Raw genomic sequence first — 21,365 nt, 5'->3', positions numbered from 1 at the left:
TGTCGTTCACAGGAAATACAGGTGTGTGCTAAACTGTACTAGACATATCAAATGAGGAGGATTCAATTATGGGAAAAACTAGAATTGGGATAGTCGGCTACGGTAACCTTGGCAGAGGTCTTGAGCTCGCAGCAGAAAGGAACTCGGACCTGGAGGTGGTTGGGGTATTCACAAGAAGAGACCCGGCGGCTGTAAAGGCAAAGTCTCCGGTATATAAGATGGATGACATGAAGGACTTTGCAGGCCTTATAGATGTCATGGTACTTTGCGGAGGCAGCGCGACTGACCTTCCAAAGCAGACATCAGAAATCAACAAGCTCTTCAACACAGTTGACAGCTATGATAACCATGGTGAGATACCTGCATATTTTGCAGGAGTTGACGCCTCTGCAAAGGCGTCGGGAAAGGCCAGCATAATAAGCGTCGGCTGGGATCCGGGACTCTTTTCACTGAACAGGGTACTTGCAAATGCAGTTCTTCCATCAGGCAAGGACTATACCTTCTGGGGAGAAGGAGTAAGCCAGGGACATTCTGATGCGATAAGAAGGATCGACGGAGTAGTTGATGCAAGACAGTATACAGTACCTGTTGAAGAAGCCCTTACCTCTGCAAGGTCAGGAGAAGGCAGGGAATTCACTGCCAGGGAGAAGCACAAGAGGGTATGCTTCGTAGTCGCAAAGGAAGGCGCTGACAAGGTAAGGATCGAGAAAGAGATAGTGACCATGCCGAACTATTTCGAGCCATACGACACCACCGTAACATTCATAAGCCTTGAAGAGCTAAAGGAAAAGCATGGCGGAATTCCTCATGGCGGATTCGTCATAAGGACCGGAGAAACCAGCGAAGGCGTAGTCCAGAGGTTTGAGTTCAGCCTGAAGCTTGACTCCAACCCTGAATTCACATCATCAGTTCTGGCAGCTTACGCTAGAGCCTGCCACAGGCTGGCTCAGGAAGGAAAGTCAGGAGCCTTCACGGTTCTTGATATCCCCTTCTCTCTCATATCTGCAAAGTCACCTGAAGAACTCAGGAAAGAGATGCTCTAAGAAACAGGAACCCGGGAACTGATCCCGGGTTCCATCACTTTATTCGTCCCTTTTACTCCCGCATCTCCTAAAGTAACTGCTGGCAAATGACTTACCAGAAAAGCTTCAACACGACATGGTTGAAGATGGACAGGAAGACAAGGTAGGGAATAATCCTGTGTATCTTGAGCCAGACGCCTTGCTTCCCCTTCATCTTCCTGAAGCCATAGCCTCCGAGGATCCCCTGCAGCATTACAAGTGACAGCGTCAGGAATCCACTGGCAACAAACCCATAGACGGAAGCCTTCATGACCCCGTGAATCAGAGCCGAGGCTCCTGCAAGGGCTCCAAACAGTTTGTGGTTCCTGACAAGGAACCTCATGAGGGACTGGAATGTCCCTTTGAAGGAAGTCTTAGCTATTTCCTTTCCGTACCTTCTGTTTATGGCCTTAACAGGTCTGTTCAGGAAAGCTATGGTAAACAGTATTGCTGTAAGTGACCCCATCAGATTTCCAAATTCCCTCATGATACTCACCTCTTATAATTAATGAACTATACATGAAACATTCTCCTAATGTATCCAATATAGCATATATTAACCACGAATACTGTTAATAATCAGTTATGATTCAGGGGGCCAATCTGAGGATTGCTGGAGTATTCGCATCATCTGCAAAAAAAGAAGCCTTCCGGCTTCTTCCTTAAATCTTGCTCTTCGAGTTATTCTCCATGAGCTCTTTCGCCCTGTGGCATGCCGCGTAGTGCCTATCCTTGATCTCTTCGAATTCAGGTGTTATGTCCCTGCACTTCTGGATGGCGTAAGGGCATCTTTCGACGAACCTGCAGCCTTCCTTTGGATTTATCGGGCTTGGAACATCGCCTTCCAGCACTATCCTCTTCCTGTTCCTCTGGATGTCAGGGTCAGGTATCGGGATAGCTGAAAGCAGTGCCATTGTGTATGGATGAAGAGGCTCGTTGTAGAGCTCTTCCGCATCAGCAAGCTCCATCATGTGTCCAAGGTACATAACGCCGACCCTGTCGGAGATGTATCTTACCATTGAAAGGTCATGTGCTATGAAGAGGTAAGTCAGTCCAAGCTTGTCCTGAAGGTCCTTCAGCAGGTTTACCACCTGTGCCTGAATGGATACGTCAAGGGCTGAGATAGGCTCGTCGCAGACAATGAATTTAGGGTTAAGGGCAAGCGCACGCGCTATTCCTATCCTCTGCCTCTGTCCGCCTGAGAACTCATGAGGGAACCTCATTGCGTGTTCCTCGCTGAGTCCGACAAGCTGAAGAAGTTCCATTACCCTCTTCTTCCTCTCCTCGGAGTTCTTGTATATGCCATGTACGTCAAGAGGCTCAGCCACTATGTCAAGGACTGTCATTCTCGGGTTCAGTGAAGCATAAGGGTCCTGGAATATCATCTGGAAATTCCTTCTTACCTCATGCATCTCCTTCCTTGAAAGGGTATATATATCCTTTCCCTTGTAGAAGAGCCGCCCTTCCGTAGGCTCATATATCCTTACTATCGTCCTGCCTGCTGTTGATTTTCCGCAGCCTGATTCTCCGACAAGACCAACGGTCTCGCCCTCATAGATATCAAGGTTCATTCCGTCAACTGCCTTCAGCACTCCACCTGATACATGAAAATGCTTCTTGAGGTTCTTTATGCTAATTAATGGCTCCATCATGCCTGACCTCCCCTGGTATCCTTCTTCATGATCACCATTGGGTGATTCAGCCAGCATCTTGACTTATGCTCATCAGTATGTTCAGTGAAGTCAGGAAGGTTTTCCTTGCAGACCTTCATCGCATCAGAGCACCTGTCATAGAACGAGCATCCCTTAGGAGGTATGTACAGGTCAGGAGGTGTTCCGTCTATGGAGTTCAGCGGCTTGTCCTTGCTCATGTCGAGCCTTGGAACTGAGCCCAAAAGCCTCCTTGTATATGGATGCATCGGGTTTTCAAATATCTCCTCAGTGGTACCCTGCTCAAGTATCTGACCTGCATACATGACTACAAGCCTGTCTGCAACGTCAGCGACTACTCCAAGGTCATGTGTGATTATGATTATTGACATTCCGAACTTCTGCTGTATGTCCTTCATGAGGTCAAGTATCTGGGCCTGGACAGTTACATCCAGTGCTGTAGTCGGCTCATCAGCTATAAGAAGCTGTGGATCGCAGACCATTGCAAGGGCGATCATTACCCTCTGTCTCATACCGCCAGAGAATTCATGCGGGTATTGCCTAACCCTCTTTTCAGGCTGAGGTACTGATACCAGCTCCAGCATTTCAATAGCCTTCTGGTCAGCTTCCTTCCTGCTCATTCCCGTATGCTTTATAAGGGATTCAACTATCTGGTCGCCAACTCTCATGGTCGGGTTAAGGCTGGTCATCGGATCCTGGAAGATCATGGCGATCCTCTTTCCCCTGATACCCTGCATCTCCTTTTCATTTTTATCAAGGAGATTCTCTCCGTCAAAGATTATCTCTCCGCCCTTATAGAATGCCGGAGGCATTGGCAGGAGCTGCATTATGCCTGCAGCGGTAACGGATTTTCCGCATCCGGATTCTCCAACTATCGCAATGGTCTCCTTCTTGCCAACATCGAAGGTTACGCCTCTTACGGCTTCAACTTCTCCGAAGAAGGTCTTGAAGGATATTTTCAGGTCCTTAATCTCTAAAAGTTTTTCCATCTCTTCTGTCTCCCTACTTTCTAAGCCTTGGGTCCAAGGCATCTCTCAAGCCATCTCCAAGTACGTTGAAAGCAAACATGATTAAGGAGATAAATATGGCCGGAATTATTATCTGGTATGCGTTTCCTACAGCAAGCCCTATGAGTCCGTCGTTGGAAAGATTTCCAAGTGACGGGTCAGGAGGCTGAAGTCCAAGCCCGAGGTATCCCAGCGTAGCTTCCGCGAAGATGGCTCTCGGTATTGTGAGTGTGACATTTACTATTATCGGTCCCAAGGTGTTAGGGATGATATGCTTCTTGAGTATCCAGCCCTTGGTGGCACCGAGGGATTCCGCAGCAAGCGAATATTCGCTTTCCTTGAGCTGAAGCACCTGGCCTCTTACGAGTATGGCCATCGGTACCCAGCCTGTAAGGCTCATCGCAAGTACAAGAATGATAAGGCTGTTACCTCCGCCTTCACCGGAAAGCACCACGGAAAGGAGGATGACTATGAGCAGGTAAGGTATGCTGTATATTACCTCAGCGAACCTCATCATTATAGAGTCTACTTTCCTTGTAGCCATTCCGGCTATTCCGCCGTAAACGACTCCTATTATGAAGTCCATGGCAGCCGCCAGGAACCCGATGATGAGTGAGAACCTAGTTCCAAGCCAGACCCTGGAGAACAGGTCCCTTCCGAGTTCATCGGTTCCGAACCAGTATTCCGCACCAGGATGCACGTTGATCTTGTCGTAGTTCTGGTCAGTGTACGAGTAACCGGAGATCTTGGTTCCAAGATATGACATTACAAGGAATATTATGATTATGCTAAGTCCAACCATGGCAAGCTTGTTCTGCTTGAGCCTTCTCCACACATCAGGCCAGTACTTGATGGTAGGCCTCTTTATGATATCCTTGCTACTGTCTTCCCTGTGGGCGGGCTCGAACATGTCCTGGGTCAGTTCCTTCTTGTTCTGGAGTTCCATCTTAATGTCCCTCCTTTGTAAGCTTGATCCTTGGATCGATGAACATATATGCAATGTCCACAATGAAGAGCATTATGATAAGGATCAGTGAATAGAATATGGTTGTACCCATAATCAGGGTGTAATCCCTGTTGCTGATTGAAGTCGTGAAGAATTTCCCCAGTCCGGGTATGCCAAATATCTTTTCAATTACGAAGCTTCCTACAAGCAGATTCGAAATTATCGTTCCGAGAACTGATACGACAGGAAGTATGGCATTTCTGACTGCATGCTTATAGACTACTGCGGCCTTTGTTATACCCTTGGACTTTGCGGTCTTGATATAATCCTGTCCGAGTACTTCAAGCATGCTGGACCTCATGAGCCTCGCCATGGTGGCAAGAGGCATCAGCGAAAGTGCAAAAGACGGCAGCACCGTATGGTTCCAAGTTCCCCAGCCGCCTATTGGCAGCCATGATATGTTCTTAGCCAAAAATTGGATCAGAACAGTGCCCATTATGAAACTCGGTACCGAAATACCGATTATGGCTACAATCATTGAAAAATAATCAAGAGCCTTGTTCTGGTTAAGCGCAGCCAGTGCGCCAAGAGCTGGCCCGAATACTACCGCAATAAGGAGTGCCTGAACCGCAAGCCTTGCGGATATAGGGAATCCTCTGGTTATCATCTGGTTAACAGTTTCTGTCCTGGACTTCATTGAGTCTCCGAAATCGCCCTTTATGAGGTTTCCGAGATAGATGACATATTGTTCTGGAAGCGGCTTGTCAAGGCCATACTTCTTCTGCAGGTTCTCATATACCACCTTCGGCATCTTGCCCTCCTTGTTAAAAGGATTACCGGGAACGATATGCATAAGTACAAAGGTGATTGTAATGACTGCCCATAAAGTGACTATTGACAACAGCAGCCTTTTTAAAAGGTACTTTTTCATGCTACCTCTCCTAATCTATAGAATAACAAAGAAAAATCGAGGGCTATAATATAGCCCTCCGATTCTTCTGGAAGGAACAAACAATACTGTTTTTGTACTATTTGTTGATGTCAGCGTAAATAAAATATGGATATCTGTTTATTGGCTTGTATATACCTGATACATAGCTCTTCTGAACATACGGCTGTGTATAGAAGTATACTGGAGCTATAGGCATCTGTTCCATGAGGAGCTTCTCAGCCTTTCTCATGTTTTCCATTCTAACTTTCTGGTCAACAGTAGCCTTTGATTCTGCAACGAGCTTGTCGTATTCAGCGTTGCTGAACTTTGCATCGTTGTAGCTTGAGGTTGTCTCCCAAAGATCGATGAATGTCATTGGATCTGCATAGTCGCCTATCCAGCCTGCCCTTGATATGTCGTAGTCGCCGGCCTTTTCCCTGTCAAGCTTTACCTGGAATTCAACATTCTCAAGTCCTATCTCAACTCCAAGGCTTGTCTTCCACATGTTCTGAACAGCTTCAGCTATCTTCTTGTGAGTCTCCGAAGTGTTGTAAAGGAGCTTGAAGCCCTTTGCGTTGAACTGTGCAAGAGTCATTCCCGCTTCTGCAAGTCCCTCTTCGAAAACCTTCTTGGCTTCGGTCAGGTCATACTTTATGAGGTTTCCGACTGCAGTTCTGTATTCTGTGTTGTTCTCATCGAACATACCGAATGGAACTACGCCTTCTGCAGGTGTCTGTCCACCCATAGTGATCTTCTCAACGATTGTCTTCCTGTCTATCGCCATTGAAAGGCCTCTTCTGACCTTGGCGTTGTCGAAAGGAGCTCTCTTTGAGTTGAAGTTGTAGTAATAGGTCGCAAGGTCAGTACCTATGACAAGCTCGCTGCTGTTTGAAGCCTTTAGCTGACCTACCACTGGTCCAGGGATAGGTGTAAGGAAATCAAACTCTCCGCCTTCATACTTCTGCCAAGCTGTTGTCGCATCCTCGAGTATCGCGAACTCGATTCCGTCAAGCTTTACGTTGGCTGCATCATAATATGTGTCGGTCTTTTCAAGTTTTATGGATGCGTTGTGAACCCAGTCAGTGAGCTTGAAAGGTCCATTTGAGACATAGGTCTTTGGATCCTTCGCCCAATCAGCGTTTGATTCAACAAGCTTCTTGTTTACCGGATAGTAGGTGTAGAATGCTGTTAGTTCAAGGAAGTAAGCTGTAGGCACTTCGAGAACTACCTCAAGGGTCTTCTCGTCAATAGCCTTGACTCCTACGTCCTCAACCTTCGCTTCACCTGAGTTGTACTTTGCACCATTCTTAAGGTAGAACATCTGGTAAGAATAGTCTGCTGCCAATGCAGGGTCAAGTACCCTCTTCCAGGCAAATTCGAAATCCTGTGCAGTAACCTTCTCACCGTTGGACCACTTTGCGTCGTCTCTCAGTGTGAAAGTGTAGGTAACCTGGTCATCTGCAAGGGTATACTTTTCAGCAACACCTTCAACGATGAGACCTTCTTTGGACCTCTTCATCAGGCCTTCGAATGTGTGGTCGAGTACCCATGACTCATGGGTTCCCTGAGCAAGCGCCGGATCAAGCGAACCAGGCTCACTGCTGTTGTTTGTTCTCAGTATCTTTTTGGCAGCTGGAGTAGTTGGTGCTGTGGTAGGCGTAGTCGGAGCAGATGTTCCGCATGCCGTTGCCACAAATGCAGCTGTCATAACGATACTTGCAAGAAGTAACACTTTCTTTTTCATGAAAAATCCTCCTTTGAACTTTTTTAACTAGTTCCCTAGTATTTTCTAACTTTAGCACAGTTCATAATTATTTTCAATATTTACAGTTTATACACAAAAAATTTTAGTCTGGCGTTAACATTTGTACAAAAACGCAGTTGAATTATTTATAAATAGTCGAAATACACGCGGAATAAATGATTATTCGTAAACGAATGACGACAAATACCTTTAGATACACAACCCCGAACTTAGAGCACCAACGTTTCAGCAGTTTTTCAATTTTCTTTAAGATGCATTAAACTTCTGAAAATGTGCATGAATATTATCTTTTCAATATATGAGTATACATATTTCTCATATTTATAAGTAAGTGCGCATACTTTCAATTTTGCCTGCAATGAAATAATCGAAATAATTCTTATCCTTCAAATGTCAGACAATAAACGTTTGCAAAAGAACCTGCCTAAGCTAATAATATATCTCTCAGCCAGGTAATTCAAGTTCCGTCCAAAAAAAACGCTCCGCAATAAGCGGAGCTCTGCCAGATACCATTAAGACCTGCCTTCTATTTGTTCATTCCGGTAAAAATCTGCACAGCATCCCTGAGGAATTCTGCAGTTCCTGGCTTTTCCCTGTCGTAGTATGCCTTGAACCTTTCATCGTCCACATACATCTGGGCAAGGCCTGCATGAGCCTCCGGTGAGTATTTGTCCCAGTACATCGTAAGCCATTCCTTGTGGAGGTCAGCTGCCTTCTGTGCTGTTTCTGAAGCAGGGTCCCCACCCTCCATGGCTTCATGAAGTGCGGTTATTATGCCGGAAGCGAGCTTCTGGGCCCTTTCGTAATCAGCCTCAGTCATTCCCATCACTTTGGCATTTGACTTCTCGTATGCATCGTCACCGTACTTCTGCCTTGCTTCAGCGCCATATTTCCTGTCATTCTCCTCAACAAGATCCTTCTTGAATCCTTCGAACCGTTGCTTGTCCTTCATTTTTATCCTCCCCTGATAATCCTCGATGCTTCTCTCAACATTGACAAGAAGCTCTTCAATCTGCTTCTTACGCTCCTCAAGGCTCCTCTTGTGCTCCTGCAGTGCCTTCCCTTCATCAAATGAGCCGGAGGTCACTATCTCTCCTATCTTATCCAGAGATAAGCCCAGTTCCCTGTAGAACAGGATCTGCTGCAGCCTCACTATCTCCTTCTCACCGTATATCCTGTAGCCTGAAGAGCTCGTCCTTAGAGGCTTCAAAAGCCCTATTTCGTCGTAGTACCTCAGTGTTCTTGTGCTGATACCAGCCAGACCGGCCAGTTTTTGTATTGTATATTCCATGACGGCCTCCCTTCATAGTGAATATACACCTTTACGCTGCGTCAAGGTCAACCATGAAATAAAAATTCAATAAAGTATGATCAATATCCAAAGTGCTGCGTCCCGATTAGTGTCCTGTACCCCTTGAACCTTGGTCCTGATGATGTTGACCTCACCAGTCCGATGCCGGTATACCTGAAGTCAGGGTTAAGCATCTGGGCATTGTGGTCAGGCGAGGATTTCCAGCCCTCGAACAGCTCTGCCGCATCTATTTCCTCACTGGGTCCGGACTTCCCCACAGAAGCCAGATTCTCCCCAATCACCGTATATTTCAGGCCGAACACATCCCAGATAAGGTAATCGAAGCCCCTTCCTTCAAAATTCGGGTTGGAGTGTTCGAAGTAGTCAAGCTGAAGCATGGCATTTGACTTGTATCTGGCAGATGCACGGAGGTTATCCCTCATTTCAAGTGCCTGAAGTCCGTTTTCCCTGCGGTATTCGTTTATCATGTCAAAGAGTTCCATCTCACCATTCTCATCATAGGTATATCCATATTTTTCAGGCAGCCTTTCAAGCTCCAGGGCAATCTTAGCTGGAGCAAAAGGAACCTCGATATGCGTTACCGCTTCAGTTACCGACGGCGTCCTGTCAAATAGAAGCTCAAGGTCAGCAAAACTGCACCCCGAAACCAGAGCAGCCAGAAGGATGACGGACGTGATCCTGAGAAACCTGAAATACTTGAATCTATACATTCCTACCACCAATCCCCTTATTAACCTGTGACTATTGTTCAGCTGGAGAAGCTGATGATCCATTCCCCACCTCGATTATAACACCCAATGGATTCCATGCTGTTTGTCTCAAAAAAGGTTAAACAAGTGTTGCCAGAATGTTCAGAAATTAAATTGTGTAAAATGTTATTCTTGTCTTACACAGTACAAGGAGGATAGCCATGAAAACCAGGATATTAGGTGCCCTTCTGGCACTACCCATAATCTTATCAGCATGCAGCAATGCTTCACCGCTACCTGCGCCAACTGGAACCTCGTCTCCGACCCAGGGCACAGCCTCACCGACAAATGAGCCTGCCCTGCCTCAGAAGCCTGAAAGCTATCAGGTTGTGGATGCCTACCCGGCCCTGACCTTCAAACAGCCTTTGGAATATGTATGGTTGGAATCTTCCGGCAAGGCATATGTTGTAGAGAGAGGCGGGCTCATCCATGAATTCGAAGACAGCGTGGATGTCAGGGGATCAAATGTCTTTGCAGACCTTACAGATAAGGTTTCAGTATCAGCGACTGAACGAGGGCTTCTTGGCTTAGCCTTCCATCCTGATCATGAGGAGAATGGCCTCTACTATGTCAACTACACTACCGAAAGGGATACTGTAATCGAGTCTTCAGAAGGTGAAGTGGTCATGTCATTCCCGCAGCCATACAGCAACCATAACGGAGGCCATATCGCATTCGGAAATGACGGATATCTCCACATAGCCGTGGGCGATGGCGGAGGTGCCGGTGATCCGCAGGGCAATGCGCAGAACCTGTCGAGGCTGTACGGAAAGCTGCTGAGGATAGATATTGACAAGAAATCGGGATCGAAGAACTATTCGATACCGCCGGACAATCCCTTCGCTGACGGCAGAGGCGGGGTTCTTCCGGAGATATTCGCATACGGTCTGAGGAATCCCTGGAAATTCAGCATAGATGGGATGACCGGGAAAATAATGGCAGGCGATGTGGGACAGAACCGCATCGAGGAGGTCGATGAAATCGTCAGAGGAGGAAACTATGGCTGGAATATCATGGAGGGTACCTCTGTGTACAAGGATGACAAAGCTGCAGACAAGGCAGCTCTTATTCCGCCACTTACAGAGTATCAGCACCCAGAGGGCAAATCTGTGACAGGAGGATACATTTACCGTGGTGAGCTTCTCAGCTGGCTTTACGGCGATTATGTATATGGTGATTTCGTTACAGGCAGGGTCTGGGCATATGATTTTGAGTCTGGAGAATCCAGGAAGATACTTGAGACAGGCCTGAACATCTCGTCCTTCGGACTGGACAGCAAAGGTGAAATACTGGTCGTCGATTACTCCGGAAAGCTGTTCAGGATAACGTCCAAAGATTGATGAACATATATCCAAGTGGCGGGAGATGATGTAATGGTCACCAAAAGAAAGTTACCGGTAAGGGATGGAATTTCGCTGGAATTCGTTGAAGCTGGTGATGAAAAAGGGATTCCGCTTCTGCTCATACACGGCATTGCAGATTCCTGGAACGCATTCTTGCGGCTTCATCCATTTCTTGACAGGAACCTGAGGATGATCGCACCTTACCTGAGAGGGCACGGGGAATCTGACAAGCCGGTAGCGGCTATGACAGCAAAGAAATGGCAGATGACATGATGGGTCTCATGGACAGGCTGATGATAGATAAGGCAGTAGTATTGGGTGCCTCAAGCGGTGGCTTCATTGCCAGGGAACTTGTGCTTCGGTACCCTGAAAGGTTTGTCGGATTGATACAAATGGGCAGTCCGCTTCAGCATAAAGGCAACCCATTATTCCAACAAATGTATGATACAATAATATCGAAATTTGGTGACGAGGTAGACCCTGACTTCATAGGTGAGTTCGTTTCAGGACTTTCCGGGACAAAGGTATCTTCATGGTTCACAGGGATGATGGCTGAAGAGACCATGAAGGTGCCTTCATGGGTCTGGAAGGAATATACGGCTTCGCTGCTAACCGAGGGTATACCAGATAACTTAAGAGCGATCATCGTCCCCTGCCTCATAATATGGGGAGGTCAGGATGGGATAACCCTAAGGTCAGATCAGGAAGAGGCTTCAAGTCTCATAAGTGGCTCACGACTTGCCATACATGAGGACCTTGGGCATATGCTCTACTGGGAGGATCCCGAGGCTGTGGCGGAGGATATAAATGGGTTTATGAAAGAAATTGAAAAGGCCGGGGTGACCCGGCCTTAAATTATAATTAAAGGACATGTATGTTCCTGTGAACGTACTTCCTTTCAAGCTCCTTCAGCAGAAGATGGAGCTTTTCGTGGGTACCCTCCCCCATCACCTCATCCTCGAAATTTCCGAAGGCTTCGAGGAGCTCTGCCTGCTCCTCCTTTGGTATGAGGGCATCTCCCATCGGGAAAAGCTCTTCGTTCTCTTTCCTTATATGCTTTCTGAGAAGTACCGAGTACGCCTCTGCAATCTTGAACAGCTCTGGGGATCCCGAATGCTTCTTTATCCTTGCCAGGAGATTCTTGCCTTCAGCATGCTCCTTGAGAAGCTCGTCAGTCAATTCCGCACCACCACCTGCGTGCCTTCTTATGGCAGGGAAATATAGTCCTTCCTCCTTGCCATGATGGCATTTTTCCGTAAACATACCGAAGAACCATACAAGGTCCTCGATATCCTTCCTGTCTGCATTCAGCCCGGACTGGAGCGTAACTGAAATCTCATCCAGTATCCTCAGACCGTGCAGTATGCCATCATGTTCATTCCTGAGGTCCATACTTGCAAGCATGTTGTCACCTCTCCTTCATTTTATGCAGATGAATCCATTAGTTTTTCTCGAAGTACCATGCATCAGGTATGAGCATTCGGAGCTCTTCAGTAAGCTTTTCAGATTCAAGGGGCCTTCCGTGATAAGCTGCCGGGGTGTTCTGGAAGTGCAGTATCCTCCAGCCGTGCTCCCTGTTGACCGCAACCATTGACTGTACGGCATTCACACTGGGATTGATGTCGCTCTTGCCTCTCAGCACCATCCCCACGACACTGTCAATTATTGCGATGCCATCTGCAGGAAACCCCACTGCCCTTACAGACTTTACGTACCTGCCCGTAGGATTGTTGCTGAATATTCCTTCAAGGGTGCTGTGGACCTCAGCCCTACCTCTCATCACGCTGCCGTCGAAACCGATGATAGTGCAGTTCTCGTCGCAGATCTCTGCCATGGCACCCGCATCCTTGCTGTTCCAGCCATCTATCCATGCATCGTAAAGCTTCCGTACATCATGTTCGGCCTCGTCCCAGTCCATCTTCACTCCTCCTCAAATGCCTTTCTTAATTATCCTGAACCTTAGGACAGTCTTAAGGTCTTCCTCCTTCGTCTTCCTGGGGTCGCTGAGATATATCTCCCTGTGAGTCTTCTCAAGCCTCTCGTAGCCATTGGTTCTGCAGAACTCCTCCATTATCCCGAATGACCTGGACTCAGTGTCGTAGCTCCCCTTATGCAGCATCTGGCAGACAAGCCCTTCCGTGAAGCTCCCGAAAACTGCTTTTTCAGTCTGGAGCTTCTTTTTTCTGGCAACCTCAGCTGCAATCCCTTCATAGAGAGTCCTGTCAAGGAAGTCAGGCTGCCGTATCATTAGCCTGTACTTCAGATTGTCCTTGTCAAGGTGGGAGACCCCCTTGTCAACAAGGTCCCATACCCCCTCAAGCGGGAAGACGGTATATTCATACCAGCCTGCTGGCGGATCAGGCCATTTGTAGGACATCCTTGCCCCATAGCTCAGCGCATATAGGAGCTCGGTATCCTTCTGGAACCCTTCCTTGTTCGGATCCCCCTCCCCGTCTACATATATGAACGGCAATTCAGGGACGTTTATAATGACTGGTGTCTCCTTCGGCAGGTACAGCTCCTTGAAGTCCTTCCTGTAGTCAACCTTCTTCATGTCTTCCTCCTATCGATAAACAATACCCTCTCTGTTCATTATATCTTTTCCATATTTTATTTCTGTTACATATCTCTAAACTTTGTTTGACAAAAAAGGCCCCCCTAAAGGGAAGCCTCATCGATTTCGAATATTTCAAGGAGCTTTTTTCCTACTCCGTCCCGATCGTTCGTTTCTGCCACAGAATCTGCAAGGCTCCTCAACGAATCCTTCGCATTGCCCATGGCTATGAGCGTTCCTGAGGAATCAGCCATTGAAAGGTCATTTTCCCCGTCGCCGAATGAAATGACGTCAGCCAGGGATATCCCGTGATGGTCAGCAAGCATCCTGATGGCGGTCCCCTTGTCAAATTCCCTGGTGGAGATGTCAAGGGCCCCTGTGAAGGGGGATACTATGTTCAGTCCGCCGATTTTCTCCAGCTCATCCCTTGCCGACTGGAGCTTCGACTGGTCCATTCCCATAAGCGTAGAGAGCACATATTCATCAGAGTGCAGAAGGAACTCATGCTTGTCCTGAAGCGTGATCCTTCTCTCTACATCCCTGGGGAGAACCAGGCTGGAAGCAGCGCTTACAACTGAAGACTGGAAAGACTTAGTAAGGTACAGTGCGTCAATTCCATGGAAGCCTGCGATGAGCCCGTAACTTTCGGCGACATCATAGACGAGCTCAAGTTGCCTCTCGTCCTGAAAAGTCCTGTGGATGAGCTTACCCCCGGTCATTATGAGATTGCCGCCTGAAGCAATGACATCCGCATCCGGTCCTATAAGGGACGCATAATAGGCGGCAGAACGTATCTGCCTTCCTGTACATACACTGAAGACATGACCTTCGCCCTGTAGGGCACGTATTACGCGGATATTGAAATCTGAGATCCTTTTGAAGCTCGTCAGAAGCGTTCCGTCAAGGTCCGAACAAATCAGGTGTCTGGTCATATTCCTCACCTCCGATACTAAAAGCAGGTCAGAACCATTTCTTCTTCTTGAAGAATATGATCATTGAAACCGCAATGACCACCATAATGACCCAGGTAGCATAATAACCGTATTTCCAGTCTATTTCAGGCATGTACCTGAAGTTCATCCCATAAACCCCTGCAATGAAGGTCAGGGGTATGAACAGCGTCGAGATTATTGTCAGTACCTTCATGACCTCGTTAAGCCTGAAGCTTACGCTTGAAAGGTTAAGGTCTATAAGTCCTGCAAGGAGCTCCCTGTAGGTCTCCGTGGTATCGATGATCTGAATGATGTGGTCGTAGACATCTCGTATGTAGAGCTCGGTGGCTGGCCTTATAAGTTCGGTGGAATCCTTTCCCATCCAGGATGTCACCTCACGCAGCGGCCAGATGTATTTGTGTATGTACATTAGACTGTTCTTGACTTCCCTTATCTCATGAAGCGTTTCGGTGGATGAGACCTGGAGCACATCCTCCTCGACCTTGTCAATCCTCTCGCCAAGCACCTCGAGGACCTCGAAATAACCATCCACTATGGCATCGAGAAGCGAATACATCAGGTAGTCAGCTCCTGATTTCCTGATTAGGGTATTCTGGTTCCTTATCCTGTCACGGATACTTGTGAACACATCACCCTTCAGCTCACCGAAGGAAATAACATAGTTCCACCCGAGAATGAAGCTGATGTGCTCTATGATGAGCTCGTCCTCCATATAGTAGATCATCTTTGAGACTATATACAGGTAATCGTCGTAGTCCTCGATCTTTGCCCTCTGGACATTGTTGGCGATGTCCTCAGTGACAAGCGGGTGTATCCTGAAGGTCTTGCTGAGGCATTCCAGGGTCGACTGAGGACAGCCTCCGTCAATGTTTATCCATCTTGTGGTACTCTCAGGTATGTTCTTAAGTACTTCAAAGTCAACTCCATCCTTGTCTTCGATCCAGTATTCGCTGAATCCATCAGACCTGTAGTCCATTATCTCAAAGATGCAGCCATTGACTGCCTTCACAGTGCTTTCCATCCCAAGCCCTCCAGTCCTTGTTGCCTATTACCTTCATTTTATCAAACTTCGGGTATTAATATTTGCTATAGACAAAATAATTGAGATCGGGTAATCACTCATCCCCTGCTGAAGCTGGACACTGAAATGTCAGCATATGTCACAGGCCTTGACCTGTTTATCCTTGCGAAGACCTCCTGACATGCAACAGCATCGCAAAGGGCATTGTGGTGGTCTTCAAGTCCTATCCCGTAATACTCGCAGACATAGCTCAGACCATGTCGCCTGAGCCCCATGTTCACAGCCTTTGAGAGCCTGTAGGTGCATACATATCTGAAATCCGGAACATCTAGATTGCTCCTTCTAAGTGACTTGGCCAGTACATTAAGGTCGAAGGTGGCATTGTGCGCAACTATTATCCCATCATTGAAATGGTGCCCGATCCTTCTCCAAAGCTCAGAAAAGCTCGGACTTCCCTTTACCATAGTCTTCGAGATACCGTGGAGCCTCACATTGAACTGGTCGAAGTAATCCTCCGGGTCCACCAGATGGTATTCCTTCGAGACCACCTTACCTTCCTTAACCCTCAGCAGGGCAATTGAACAGATCGAATCATTCTTGGCATTTGGTGTCTCCACATCTATAACTGTATATTCCTTAATTATTCTGGTTTCCATATGATCTCCTCATTTATGACAGACAGAAATGGTTCATGTCATTACCACACGATTTCGTCAGGATAGTCAATTCCCCTGATCACTATTTCATCAGGAGGGCATCCGTATTGTCTGGCAGCTTCCCAGACCTCATTTTTTATTTTCTGATGGTCACTGTCATTCTCAAATTCAGCGATCCTTTTTGCAAATGCACTTATGTTCTTAATGCGCTTCTCTTTTGTCAATGATACATATTCAGTATTCAACAGGTCCAGGTACTGTGTTGAAAGCGAAGTAATGTACGAGTACTTCCTGTTCATGAAATTCAGCCATCTTGCGTATGACATTTGAGTAATCGTCCCTTTGATGCACTCAGTGAATGCTGCCTGAAGCATTCTGACATTTGCTATACTCTTGTCCCAGATCACCTTTCTGTCAAATGCCTCATTGAATATATATCCCGTTTTGGTCAAATTCCTGATCCTAAGCTCAACCAGGCTGTTAAGTGCAATCATGATATAGAACATTTCAGGATAAAGGCTATTGCAGGAATAGCAGACATTGACCTTAGGTACAACCATGTTATGCCATTTCATCTTGTCTTCATCCATGCCATTATCTACCAGTTCGACTTCCCTGTCGCCCTGGAACGCGTGTCTTATATCATAGCATAATCCCAGGACCCTCGTTGTGATACATCTGTAATTCGTAAGTCTCCTGTCATCTCCGATGTCACAAATCTCATGCAGCGCCTCTACAAGACTGTAAAGGTCGTTATAGTCTCCACTTATCTTTACGCCTGTATAGCTTGGTGTGTTTTCAACCTTTATCATGGCATCCTCCCGGACCGTTTTTTGAAATCTTGATGAGCTTGGATAATGTAGTGATTCATGAAGCAAATCTGAGTTTTTAAAGAATATTATCCCATATCAAAATTATACTATAAATTGTTTCATGATTTAGATCCTGAGTCAGGACAAATAAATTATTAAACAATGATAAAAACGAGCAGCAAAAAATGCTGCTCGTTTTAAATGACATGGAGCTGAGGAAGGGACTCGAACCCTCGACCTGCTGATTACGAATCAGCTGCTCTGCCAGCTGAGCTACCCCAGCATATAGCACCTGTGACACAGAAGCGAGTCACCAGCTACCTTTACTATGATAATGCGTTTTTTGTTTTTCGTCAATTATTGGGAGGTTGAAAGTATAAAACGGTCAAACAATCAGATAATTCAAGAGGGTATTGGAACATTAACGAATCCTAAGTGCAATGCATTAAGGGTGCCTTACTTGCTTCAGGCACCATCTTCTTTCACTCCTTCTGTCTTGTCATATTGAGGATCATGGCTGACATTGATATTGAGACAACGCTCAGCAGAATTGCAGCTCCCTGTGATGCTGCGCTGTCCATGAACAGGCTCTTCGCGTTGAAGAGGTCTATGATATAGAAGACAAGGATCATTCCCGACAGGATGATTCCTGCATGCGCTGTAATTCTTTTAATCTTGTCCATTCGTCACTCACCGTCCGTTATGAATATTATGTCGCTGGTGAGCCTGCCGCCCTTGTAGGGCTGGTTTGCTATCTCGTCACCGAAGGTCATTGTCGAAGTCTGGCCGCCATCAAGGTTGTATGCAACCTGGCACCCTAAAGCCTCCATTGTTTCAGCCAGCTGCTTGAGCGTCATTCCGCTGGAATAGCCTGCCTGTCTCCCGTCGACTGTAATGAACACGTAATGTCCGGGCTCCACATAACCGATGGCGGTCCTTGGATTGGCTGAGCTTATCCTGCTTGAGAAGCTTGTTAGTGCAGTTCCGTCTTCGACAAGCACAGGACCGAAGTTCCATGCCTGATACGCACCGTTTGCCATCTCAAGGTCAGCATCGAACTCAGAAGCCGGGAAGGCCTTCATCGTACCGTCGTAATAAAGGACCAGCACATCAGCATTGGCATCATCCCTGTAAAGGACGCCATTCCTTATGACAACTCCTCCGCTTTCAACACCGTAGTAGTCTCCGTTAATTGCTGTTACTGCATCATTCTCAATTGCCATGTCCAGCACCCAGTCAGTGACGGCCTTGCCATAGGTATCCTCGGCGAATGCCGTCTTAAGGTTCTCGATGCTCCTTACGTATATGTCCTGCACGTAGTAGGTAATCCCGTCTTCCTGGACCATTGTCATGGTCACATTGACATTTTCGCTCATGTAAGTGGAATCTGTCTCGATTACATCTCCGTCAGTGAATTTGTCAGGGAATGAAGCTCCCCAGTCTGAGGTTCCGGTTGTTGTACCTGCAGCTGCTCCTGCTGCGCTCCCTGACGTGACTGAAGCAGGAGCAGCTTCAGTCCCTGACGCGTTCGCCACATAGGTTTCAGGTATGAGCAGCCTGTAGGCGGCTATACCTCCTACTATGACCGCGACTGCCAGAATGTCTAATAGTATCATCATCGCCGGATGTCTTTTCTTTCTCATCTATCTAATCCTCCCTGTGATCGTCGTTTCCATTTTGTTTGAATGCCGTTCCTCCCTGAACACCAGGTTCCTTTGAATCCTGTAGCTGACAGCATACAGGACAAGCTCCGTCACCACCTTGGCAGCAACCAGGTTGATTCCAAGGGCTATGTTCATAACGTACAGAAGCCCGTAATTCGCTGCCAACATCCCTCCTGCCAAAGTGAAATACTTTACTGCCTCAGGAGCGGCGCTTCCTTTGCTCTCAAACACAAGCCTCTTGTTCAGCGTGAAGTTGAACACCGAGCTTGCAGCCCTTGCGCCTGCAACGCTGACAAGGAGTGACAGAGATGGCTCAAGCGAGGAAGTGAGCTGCTTGAGGATAAGAAGAAGCGTGAAGTCAAGGGCGAAGGATGCCAGGGATGAAAGTCCGAACTTAAGAATCCTCCCATAGATCATAAGTGAATCCCTGACCGCCCTGAAGTGTGAGGATTCGTTTCCCCTGATATAGACAGTCCTTATCGGGACCTCCCTTATGTCTGTCTTCCCCCTGGCAGCCGATAGGAGCACGTTCATCTCGTACTCATACCTGTCACCTCCGATCCCAACCATTTCCGGCATCATCCTGTAGGGTATCGCCCTAAGGCCTGTCTGGGTGTCCGTGACCATCTTTCCTGATGATGCGGCGAATATCCATCTTGTCAGAAGGTTACCCAGCCTGCTCCTCAAGGGTACCTTGCCATCAAATCTCCTGCTGCCGAGTATCAGGCTGCCGTCGTTCCTTTCCAGCTCGTCAGCTACCTTCATGATATCCTGGAGAAGGTGCTGTCCGTCAGCATCTGCAGTCACAACTCCCACTATGCTCGGGAAATGCCTGTGTATGTATTCGAGTCCCGTCTTCAGCGCCCTGCCCTTTCCCCTGTTGACCGTGTGATTAAGGACCAGAGCCTCTGTAGGGAGCATGCTGAAGTAATAATTGTACTCTATGCCGCTGCCGTCATTTATGACTACCACCATGAACCCCATGCTGACCAGCTGCCTGCAGAGCCTGACTAAGGCTTCTCCGGGCTTGTAAGCCGGTATCAGGACCACTATGCGTCTCCTTGTTTCCATCTGTGTACACCTGCCTTGTTTCTTCTGATGTCTAAATATTAAACCTCAAGGCAGATATAATCCCCGAAAAAGAGCCTCCAATGTACCGCAAAACCAAGGCAAAAAAAGAAGGCTTAGAAGCCTTCTCTGATTTTTACTATCTGTGGCGAATGAACGAACCGTCCCGAAGCTCTGAAAATGCCTTGTCGAGCTCTTCCCTTGTATTCATTACGATAGGACCGCCCCATGCGACAGGCTCCTTGAGTGGAGCTCCCGAGAACAGTATCGCCCTCAGGCCTTCGCTTCCTGCATTAAGGTCAAGCACTTCACCTTCTGAAGTGAGGTTTGCGCTCTTTGCAGATATTTCTCCACCCTCCATTGTCCCTGATCCTCTGACAACGTAGAAGAAGAGCGTATCGGTCTGTGGTACTTTTACCTTGAGGCTGCCGCCCGGTTTAATGTCAGCGTCGAGCATAAGTGTCTTCACATAGTCTCCCTGGATCGCTCCTTCTACACCCTTGAAGTGCCCTGAGATTACAGCTACAGCAGTCCCATCTTCCTCGACCTTCGGAACCATTGCGGCTGTTATGTCCCTGTACTTGGGCCCGGTCATCTTGTCCTTTGCAGGCAGGTTCAGCCACAGCTGAAGGCCAAGCATCCTCTCGGCTTCCTTCGGCATCTCCTGATGTATTATCCCGCTCCCGGCGGTCATCCACTGGCAGTCGCCATTTCCTATGGTTCCGCTGTTTCCAAGGCTGTCACCATGCTCGATCCTGCCTTCGATTAGGTAGGTAACTGTCTCGATGCCTCTGTGGGGATGCCACGGGAATCCCTTGACGTAGTCCTTAGGATCCCTTGAATCAAATGCATCCAGCATGAGGAAAGGGTCGAAGTCAGTGACGGTCCCGTGTCCGAGAACCCTTACAAGCCTTACGCCTGCTCCATCCACAGCATCCGAACCCCTTACAGTCTTGGTTAAGCTCCTTGATCCCATACCATTTCCCCCTTTAGGTGTTATTCGTTTAAAATTTCAACCTGGCAGACCTTCATCGCTTCAAGGGCATTCCTGTGGCTTTCAGGTGAAACACCGGCACAGCAGGAGGCATCCACCCGTATCTTCGCCTCAGGAAGAAATGCCTTGATCAGCAGGGCATTGCTTATCACGCAGATGTCGGTGCAAAGCCCCACAAGCTCTATGACGTCAGCGCCCACATTCATAAGGTCCATGGCTAGCTCCTTGGAGCCGAAGGTATCCTTGTCGTATATCCTCTTCTCCCCATCCGCTGCCTCAAGCACTGTCTTGTCTATCTCCCAGCCTGGCGTTCCCGAAATGCAGTGCATTACAGGAAGGTTACCGCCCTCATTGGTCTGAAGGTATTCTTCCCTATGGGTATCCCTCGTGAAGACCACGTCTCCGTCCCAGTTGGAAATCTTCTTTACAACCACTGGAACTATCTCGACTGCCTCGCTGGTACCGAGAGAACCATCGATGAAGTCCTTCTGCATGTCAACGACCACAAGCACCTTTCTCATCAGATCCACCTCCTCTCATTCAATCATACCCTCATGAAAATGTTTTCGCAAGAAAGCGGATCCCTATAAGGAGAAAAGTGAAGGATCCATTCCCGAAATGAACCGGAGATGGATCCCTGTTGTGCGCCCGGCATGGGCGATAACTTGGTGGTGAGAGTCCACTACGCGCTCGGTAGCAGGAAGCGTTAGCCGAAGTCAAGGGTGTCCATCGCGAGGTGGAATCTGAAGGAAGCCGGATGTCAGGGCGAGGAGTTCTGGCGGGCAAATTTTCGGGCCGACGAACAGAAATCTTATATAAGGCCGGATTGGGACGGACGACTCTGCAACACAAGAGAAAG

General features: G+C 47.7%; 24 protein-coding genes and 1 tRNA gene. 4 read left to right on the top strand and 21 right to left on the bottom strand.

Annotated features, from left to right (window positions below; genetic code table 11):
- Nucleotides 1-65 precede the first annotated feature (65 nt).
- Nucleotides 66-1,043 carry a diaminopimelate dehydrogenase gene (locus T472_RS15630; RefSeq protein ID WP_242864819.1) on the top strand — a complete coding sequence of 326 codons (978 nt, stop codon included), beginning with the start codon at nucleotides 66-68 and terminating at the stop codon, nucleotides 1,041-1,043.
- Nucleotides 1,044-1,134: 91 nt separating this feature from the next.
- On the opposite strand, the gene T472_RS15625 is transcribed toward T472_RS15630, so the two are convergent.
- The 8 genes from T472_RS15625 to T472_RS15590 all read right to left on the bottom strand — a co-directional run bounded on the left by T472_RS15625 (nucleotide 1,135) and on the right by T472_RS15590 (nucleotide 9,402).
- Nucleotides 1,135-1,548, bottom strand: a complete 414-nt coding sequence (locus T472_RS15625) for a hypothetical protein (RefSeq protein WP_023388600.1) — start codon at nucleotides 1,546-1,548, stop codon at nucleotides 1,135-1,137.
- 175 nt (nucleotides 1,549-1,723) lie between these two features.
- A complete protein-coding gene (locus T472_RS15620) occupies nucleotides 1,724-2,713 on the bottom strand; it encodes an ABC transporter ATP-binding protein (protein WP_023863703.1) in 990 nt (329 codons plus the stop codon).
- Nucleotides 2,710-3,720, bottom strand: a complete 1,011-nt coding sequence (locus tag T472_RS15615; RefSeq protein WP_023863702.1) for an ABC transporter ATP-binding protein — start codon at nucleotides 3,718-3,720, stop codon at nucleotides 2,710-2,712. Before T472_RS15615 ends, T472_RS15620 begins: the two co-directional genes overlap by 4 nt.
- 13 nt (nucleotides 3,721-3,733) lie before the next feature.
- On the bottom strand, nucleotides 3,734-4,684 hold the full coding sequence (locus tag T472_RS15610) for an ABC transporter permease (protein ID WP_023385294.1): 951 nt from the start codon (nucleotides 4,682-4,684) through the stop codon (nucleotides 3,734-3,736).
- A 1-nt stretch (nucleotide 4,685) separates the two neighbouring features.
- Entirely contained in the window at nucleotides 4,686-5,615 is a 930-nt protein-coding gene (locus T472_RS15605; protein ID WP_023385292.1) for an ABC transporter permease, read from the bottom strand.
- Between the two features lie 97 nt (nucleotides 5,616-5,712).
- A complete protein-coding gene (locus T472_RS15600) occupies nucleotides 5,713-7,359 on the bottom strand; it encodes a peptide ABC transporter substrate-binding protein (RefSeq protein WP_023385290.1) in 1,647 nt (548 codons plus the stop codon).
- 547 nt (nucleotides 7,360-7,906) lie between these two features.
- Nucleotides 7,907-8,671, bottom strand: a complete 765-nt coding sequence (locus T472_RS15595; RefSeq protein WP_023385288.1) for a MerR family transcriptional regulator — start codon at nucleotides 8,669-8,671, stop codon at nucleotides 7,907-7,909.
- 80 nt (nucleotides 8,672-8,751) lie between these two features.
- Nucleotides 8,752-9,402: a CAP domain-containing protein gene (locus tag T472_RS15590; protein WP_160319146.1), complete on the bottom strand. Its 651-nt coding sequence runs from the start codon at nucleotides 9,400-9,402 to the stop codon at nucleotides 8,752-8,754.
- A gap of 200 nt (nucleotides 9,403-9,602) precedes the next feature.
- Between T472_RS15590 and T472_RS15585 the strand changes: the two genes are divergently transcribed.
- Genes T472_RS15585 through T472_RS15575 form a run of 3 tightly spaced genes read left to right on the top strand, consistent with a single transcriptional unit; the run spans nucleotide 9,603 to nucleotide 11,638 of the window.
- Entirely contained in the window at nucleotides 9,603-10,781 is a 1,179-nt protein-coding gene (locus T472_RS15585; RefSeq protein WP_023385281.1) for a PQQ-dependent sugar dehydrogenase, read from the top strand.
- A 33-nt stretch (nucleotides 10,782-10,814) separates the two neighbouring features.
- Nucleotides 10,815-11,057 (top strand): alpha/beta fold hydrolase, encoded by a 243-nt coding sequence (locus T472_RS15580; RefSeq protein WP_023385279.1) that lies wholly within the window; start codon nucleotides 10,815-10,817, stop codon nucleotides 11,055-11,057.
- Nucleotides 11,042-11,638 carry an alpha/beta fold hydrolase gene (locus T472_RS15575; protein ID WP_082447741.1) on the top strand — a complete coding sequence of 199 codons (597 nt, stop codon included), beginning with the start codon at nucleotides 11,042-11,044 and terminating at the stop codon, nucleotides 11,636-11,638. The genes T472_RS15580 and T472_RS15575 overlap by 16 nt, the downstream gene beginning before the upstream one ends.
- A gap of 7 nt (nucleotides 11,639-11,645) precedes the next feature.
- Here T472_RS15575 and T472_RS15570 read toward each other — a convergent pair whose 3' ends face one another.
- The 13 genes from T472_RS15570 to T472_RS15510 form a co-directional block, all read right to left on the bottom strand.
- Complete coding sequence (locus T472_RS15570; protein ID WP_023385275.1) at nucleotides 11,646-12,188, bottom strand: hemerythrin domain-containing protein; 543 nt, start codon at nucleotides 12,186-12,188, stop codon at nucleotides 11,646-11,648.
- A 37-nt stretch (nucleotides 12,189-12,225) separates the two neighbouring features.
- Nucleotides 12,226-12,702, bottom strand: a complete 477-nt coding sequence (locus tag T472_RS15565) for an SgcJ/EcaC family oxidoreductase (RefSeq protein WP_023385273.1) — start codon at nucleotides 12,700-12,702, stop codon at nucleotides 12,226-12,228.
- 12 nt (nucleotides 12,703-12,714) lie between these two features.
- Nucleotides 12,715-13,338 (bottom strand): GyrI-like domain-containing protein, encoded by a 624-nt coding sequence (locus T472_RS15560; RefSeq protein WP_023385270.1) that lies wholly within the window; start codon nucleotides 13,336-13,338, stop codon nucleotides 12,715-12,717.
- Between the two features lie 104 nt (nucleotides 13,339-13,442).
- A complete protein-coding gene (locus T472_RS15555) occupies nucleotides 13,443-14,270 on the bottom strand; it encodes an HAD family hydrolase (RefSeq protein WP_023385268.1) in 828 nt (275 codons plus the stop codon).
- 28 nt (nucleotides 14,271-14,298) lie between these two features.
- Nucleotides 14,299-15,312 (bottom strand): magnesium/cobalt transporter CorA, encoded by a 1,014-nt coding sequence (gene corA, locus T472_RS15550; RefSeq protein ID WP_023385266.1) that lies wholly within the window; start codon nucleotides 15,310-15,312, stop codon nucleotides 14,299-14,301.
- A 98-nt stretch (nucleotides 15,313-15,410) separates the two neighbouring features.
- Nucleotides 15,411-15,968, bottom strand: coding sequence for a 3'-5' exonuclease (locus tag T472_RS15545; protein WP_023385264.1), 558 nt, complete (start codon nucleotides 15,966-15,968; stop codon nucleotides 15,411-15,413).
- Nucleotides 15,969-16,009: 41 nt separating this feature from the next.
- On the bottom strand, nucleotides 16,010-16,780 hold the full coding sequence (locus T472_RS15540; RefSeq protein ID WP_023385262.1) for a DUF6904 family protein: 771 nt from the start codon (nucleotides 16,778-16,780) through the stop codon (nucleotides 16,010-16,012).
- Nucleotides 16,781-16,987: 207 nt separating this feature from the next.
- A tRNA-Thr gene (locus tag T472_RS15535) sits at nucleotides 16,988-17,063 on the bottom strand.
- A 199-nt stretch (nucleotides 17,064-17,262) separates the two neighbouring features.
- Entirely contained in the window at nucleotides 17,263-17,463 is a 201-nt protein-coding gene (locus T472_RS15530; protein WP_023386965.1) for a hypothetical protein, read from the bottom strand.
- Nucleotides 17,464-17,466: 3 nt separating this feature from the next.
- Nucleotides 17,467-18,423, bottom strand: a complete 957-nt coding sequence (locus T472_RS15525) for a phosphodiester glycosidase family protein (protein ID WP_023386968.1) — start codon at nucleotides 18,421-18,423, stop codon at nucleotides 17,467-17,469.
- Entirely contained in the window at nucleotides 18,424-19,515 is a 1,092-nt protein-coding gene (locus tag T472_RS15520) for a bifunctional glycosyltransferase family 2/GtrA family protein (protein ID WP_023386971.1), read from the bottom strand.
- Nucleotides 19,516-19,651: 136 nt separating this feature from the next.
- Entirely contained in the window at nucleotides 19,652-20,488 is an 837-nt protein-coding gene (locus T472_RS15515; protein ID WP_023386973.1) for a pirin family protein, read from the bottom strand.
- A gap of 20 nt (nucleotides 20,489-20,508) precedes the next feature.
- On the bottom strand, nucleotides 20,509-21,027 hold the full coding sequence (locus tag T472_RS15510) for a cysteine hydrolase family protein (RefSeq protein WP_023386975.1): 519 nt from the start codon (nucleotides 21,025-21,027) through the stop codon (nucleotides 20,509-20,511).
- Between the last annotated feature and the right edge of the window lie 338 nt (nucleotides 21,028-21,365).

The organism is Youngiibacter fragilis 232.1, assembly GCF_000495435.3.
In the GTDB taxonomy this organism is placed as follows: Bacteria; Bacillota; Clostridia; order Clostridiales; family Clostridiaceae; genus Youngiibacter; species Youngiibacter fragilis.
This window is presented reverse-complemented; position numbering and strand designations above follow the sequence as displayed.

What these genes read in the sequence shown, in the direction of transcription:
- T472_RS15625 (WP_023388600.1), bottom strand. Translation starts at nt 1,548, where the DNA reads ATGAGGGAATTTGGAAATCTGATGGGGTCACTTACAGCAATACTGTTT.
- T472_RS15620 (WP_023863703.1), bottom strand. Translation starts at nt 2,713, where the DNA reads ATGATGGAGCCATTAATTAGCATAAAGAACCTCAAGAAGCATTTTCAT.
- T472_RS15615 (WP_023863702.1), bottom strand. Translation starts at nt 3,720, where the DNA reads ATGGAAAAACTTTTAGAGATTAAGGACCTGAAAATATCCTTCAAGACC.
- T472_RS15610 (WP_023385294.1), bottom strand. Translation starts at nt 4,684, where the DNA reads ATGGAACTCCAGAACAAGAAGGAACTGACCCAGGACATGTTCGAGCCC.
- T472_RS15605 (WP_023385292.1), bottom strand. Translation starts at nt 5,615, where the DNA reads ATGAAAAAGTACCTTTTAAAAAGGCTGCTGTTGTCAATAGTCACTTTA.
- T472_RS15600 (WP_023385290.1), bottom strand. Translation starts at nt 7,359, where the DNA reads ATGAAAAAGAAAGTGTTACTTCTTGCAAGTATCGTTATGACAGCTGCA.
- T472_RS15595 (WP_023385288.1), bottom strand. Translation starts at nt 8,671, where the DNA reads ATGGAATATACAATACAAAAACTGGCCGGTCTGGCTGGTATCAGCACA.
- T472_RS15590 (WP_160319146.1), bottom strand. Translation starts at nt 9,402, where the DNA reads ATGTATAGATTCAAGTATTTCAGGTTTCTCAGGATCACGTCCGTCATC.
- T472_RS15585 (WP_023385281.1), top strand. Translation starts at nt 9,603, where the DNA reads ATGAAAACCAGGATATTAGGTGCCCTTCTGGCACTACCCATAATCTTA.
- T472_RS15580 (WP_023385279.1), top strand. Translation starts at nt 10,815, where the DNA reads ATGGTCACCAAAAGAAAGTTACCGGTAAGGGATGGAATTTCGCTGGAA.
- T472_RS15575 (WP_082447741.1), top strand. Translation starts at nt 11,042, where the DNA reads ATGGCAGATGACATGATGGGTCTCATGGACAGGCTGATGATAGATAAG.
- T472_RS15570 (WP_023385275.1), bottom strand. Translation starts at nt 12,188, where the DNA reads ATGCTTGCAAGTATGGACCTCAGGAATGAACATGATGGCATACTGCAC.
- T472_RS15565 (WP_023385273.1), bottom strand. Translation starts at nt 12,702, where the DNA reads ATGGACTGGGACGAGGCCGAACATGATGTACGGAAGCTTTACGATGCA.
- T472_RS15560 (WP_023385270.1), bottom strand. Translation starts at nt 13,338, where the DNA reads ATGAAGAAGGTTGACTACAGGAAGGACTTCAAGGAGCTGTACCTGCCG.
- T472_RS15555 (WP_023385268.1), bottom strand. Translation starts at nt 14,270, where the DNA reads ATGACCAGACACCTGATTTGTTCGGACCTTGACGGAACGCTTCTGACG.
- corA (WP_023385266.1), bottom strand. Translation starts at nt 15,312, where the DNA reads ATGGAAAGCACTGTGAAGGCAGTCAATGGCTGCATCTTTGAGATAATG.
- T472_RS15545 (WP_023385264.1), bottom strand. Translation starts at nt 15,968, where the DNA reads ATGGAAACCAGAATAATTAAGGAATATACAGTTATAGATGTGGAGACA.
- T472_RS15540 (WP_023385262.1), bottom strand. Translation starts at nt 16,780, where the DNA reads ATGATAAAGGTTGAAAACACACCAAGCTATACAGGCGTAAAGATAAGT.
- T472_RS15530 (WP_023386965.1), bottom strand. Translation starts at nt 17,463, where the DNA reads ATGGACAAGATTAAAAGAATTACAGCGCATGCAGGAATCATCCTGTCG.
- T472_RS15525 (WP_023386968.1), bottom strand. Translation starts at nt 18,423, where the DNA reads ATGAGAAAGAAAAGACATCCGGCGATGATGATACTATTAGACATTCTG.
- T472_RS15520 (WP_023386971.1), bottom strand. Translation starts at nt 19,515, where the DNA reads ATGGAAACAAGGAGACGCATAGTGGTCCTGATACCGGCTTACAAGCCC.
- T472_RS15515 (WP_023386973.1), bottom strand. Translation starts at nt 20,488, where the DNA reads ATGGGATCAAGGAGCTTAACCAAGACTGTAAGGGGTTCGGATGCTGTG.
- T472_RS15510 (WP_023386975.1), bottom strand. Translation starts at nt 21,027, where the DNA reads ATGAGAAAGGTGCTTGTGGTCGTTGACATGCAGAAGGACTTCATCGAT.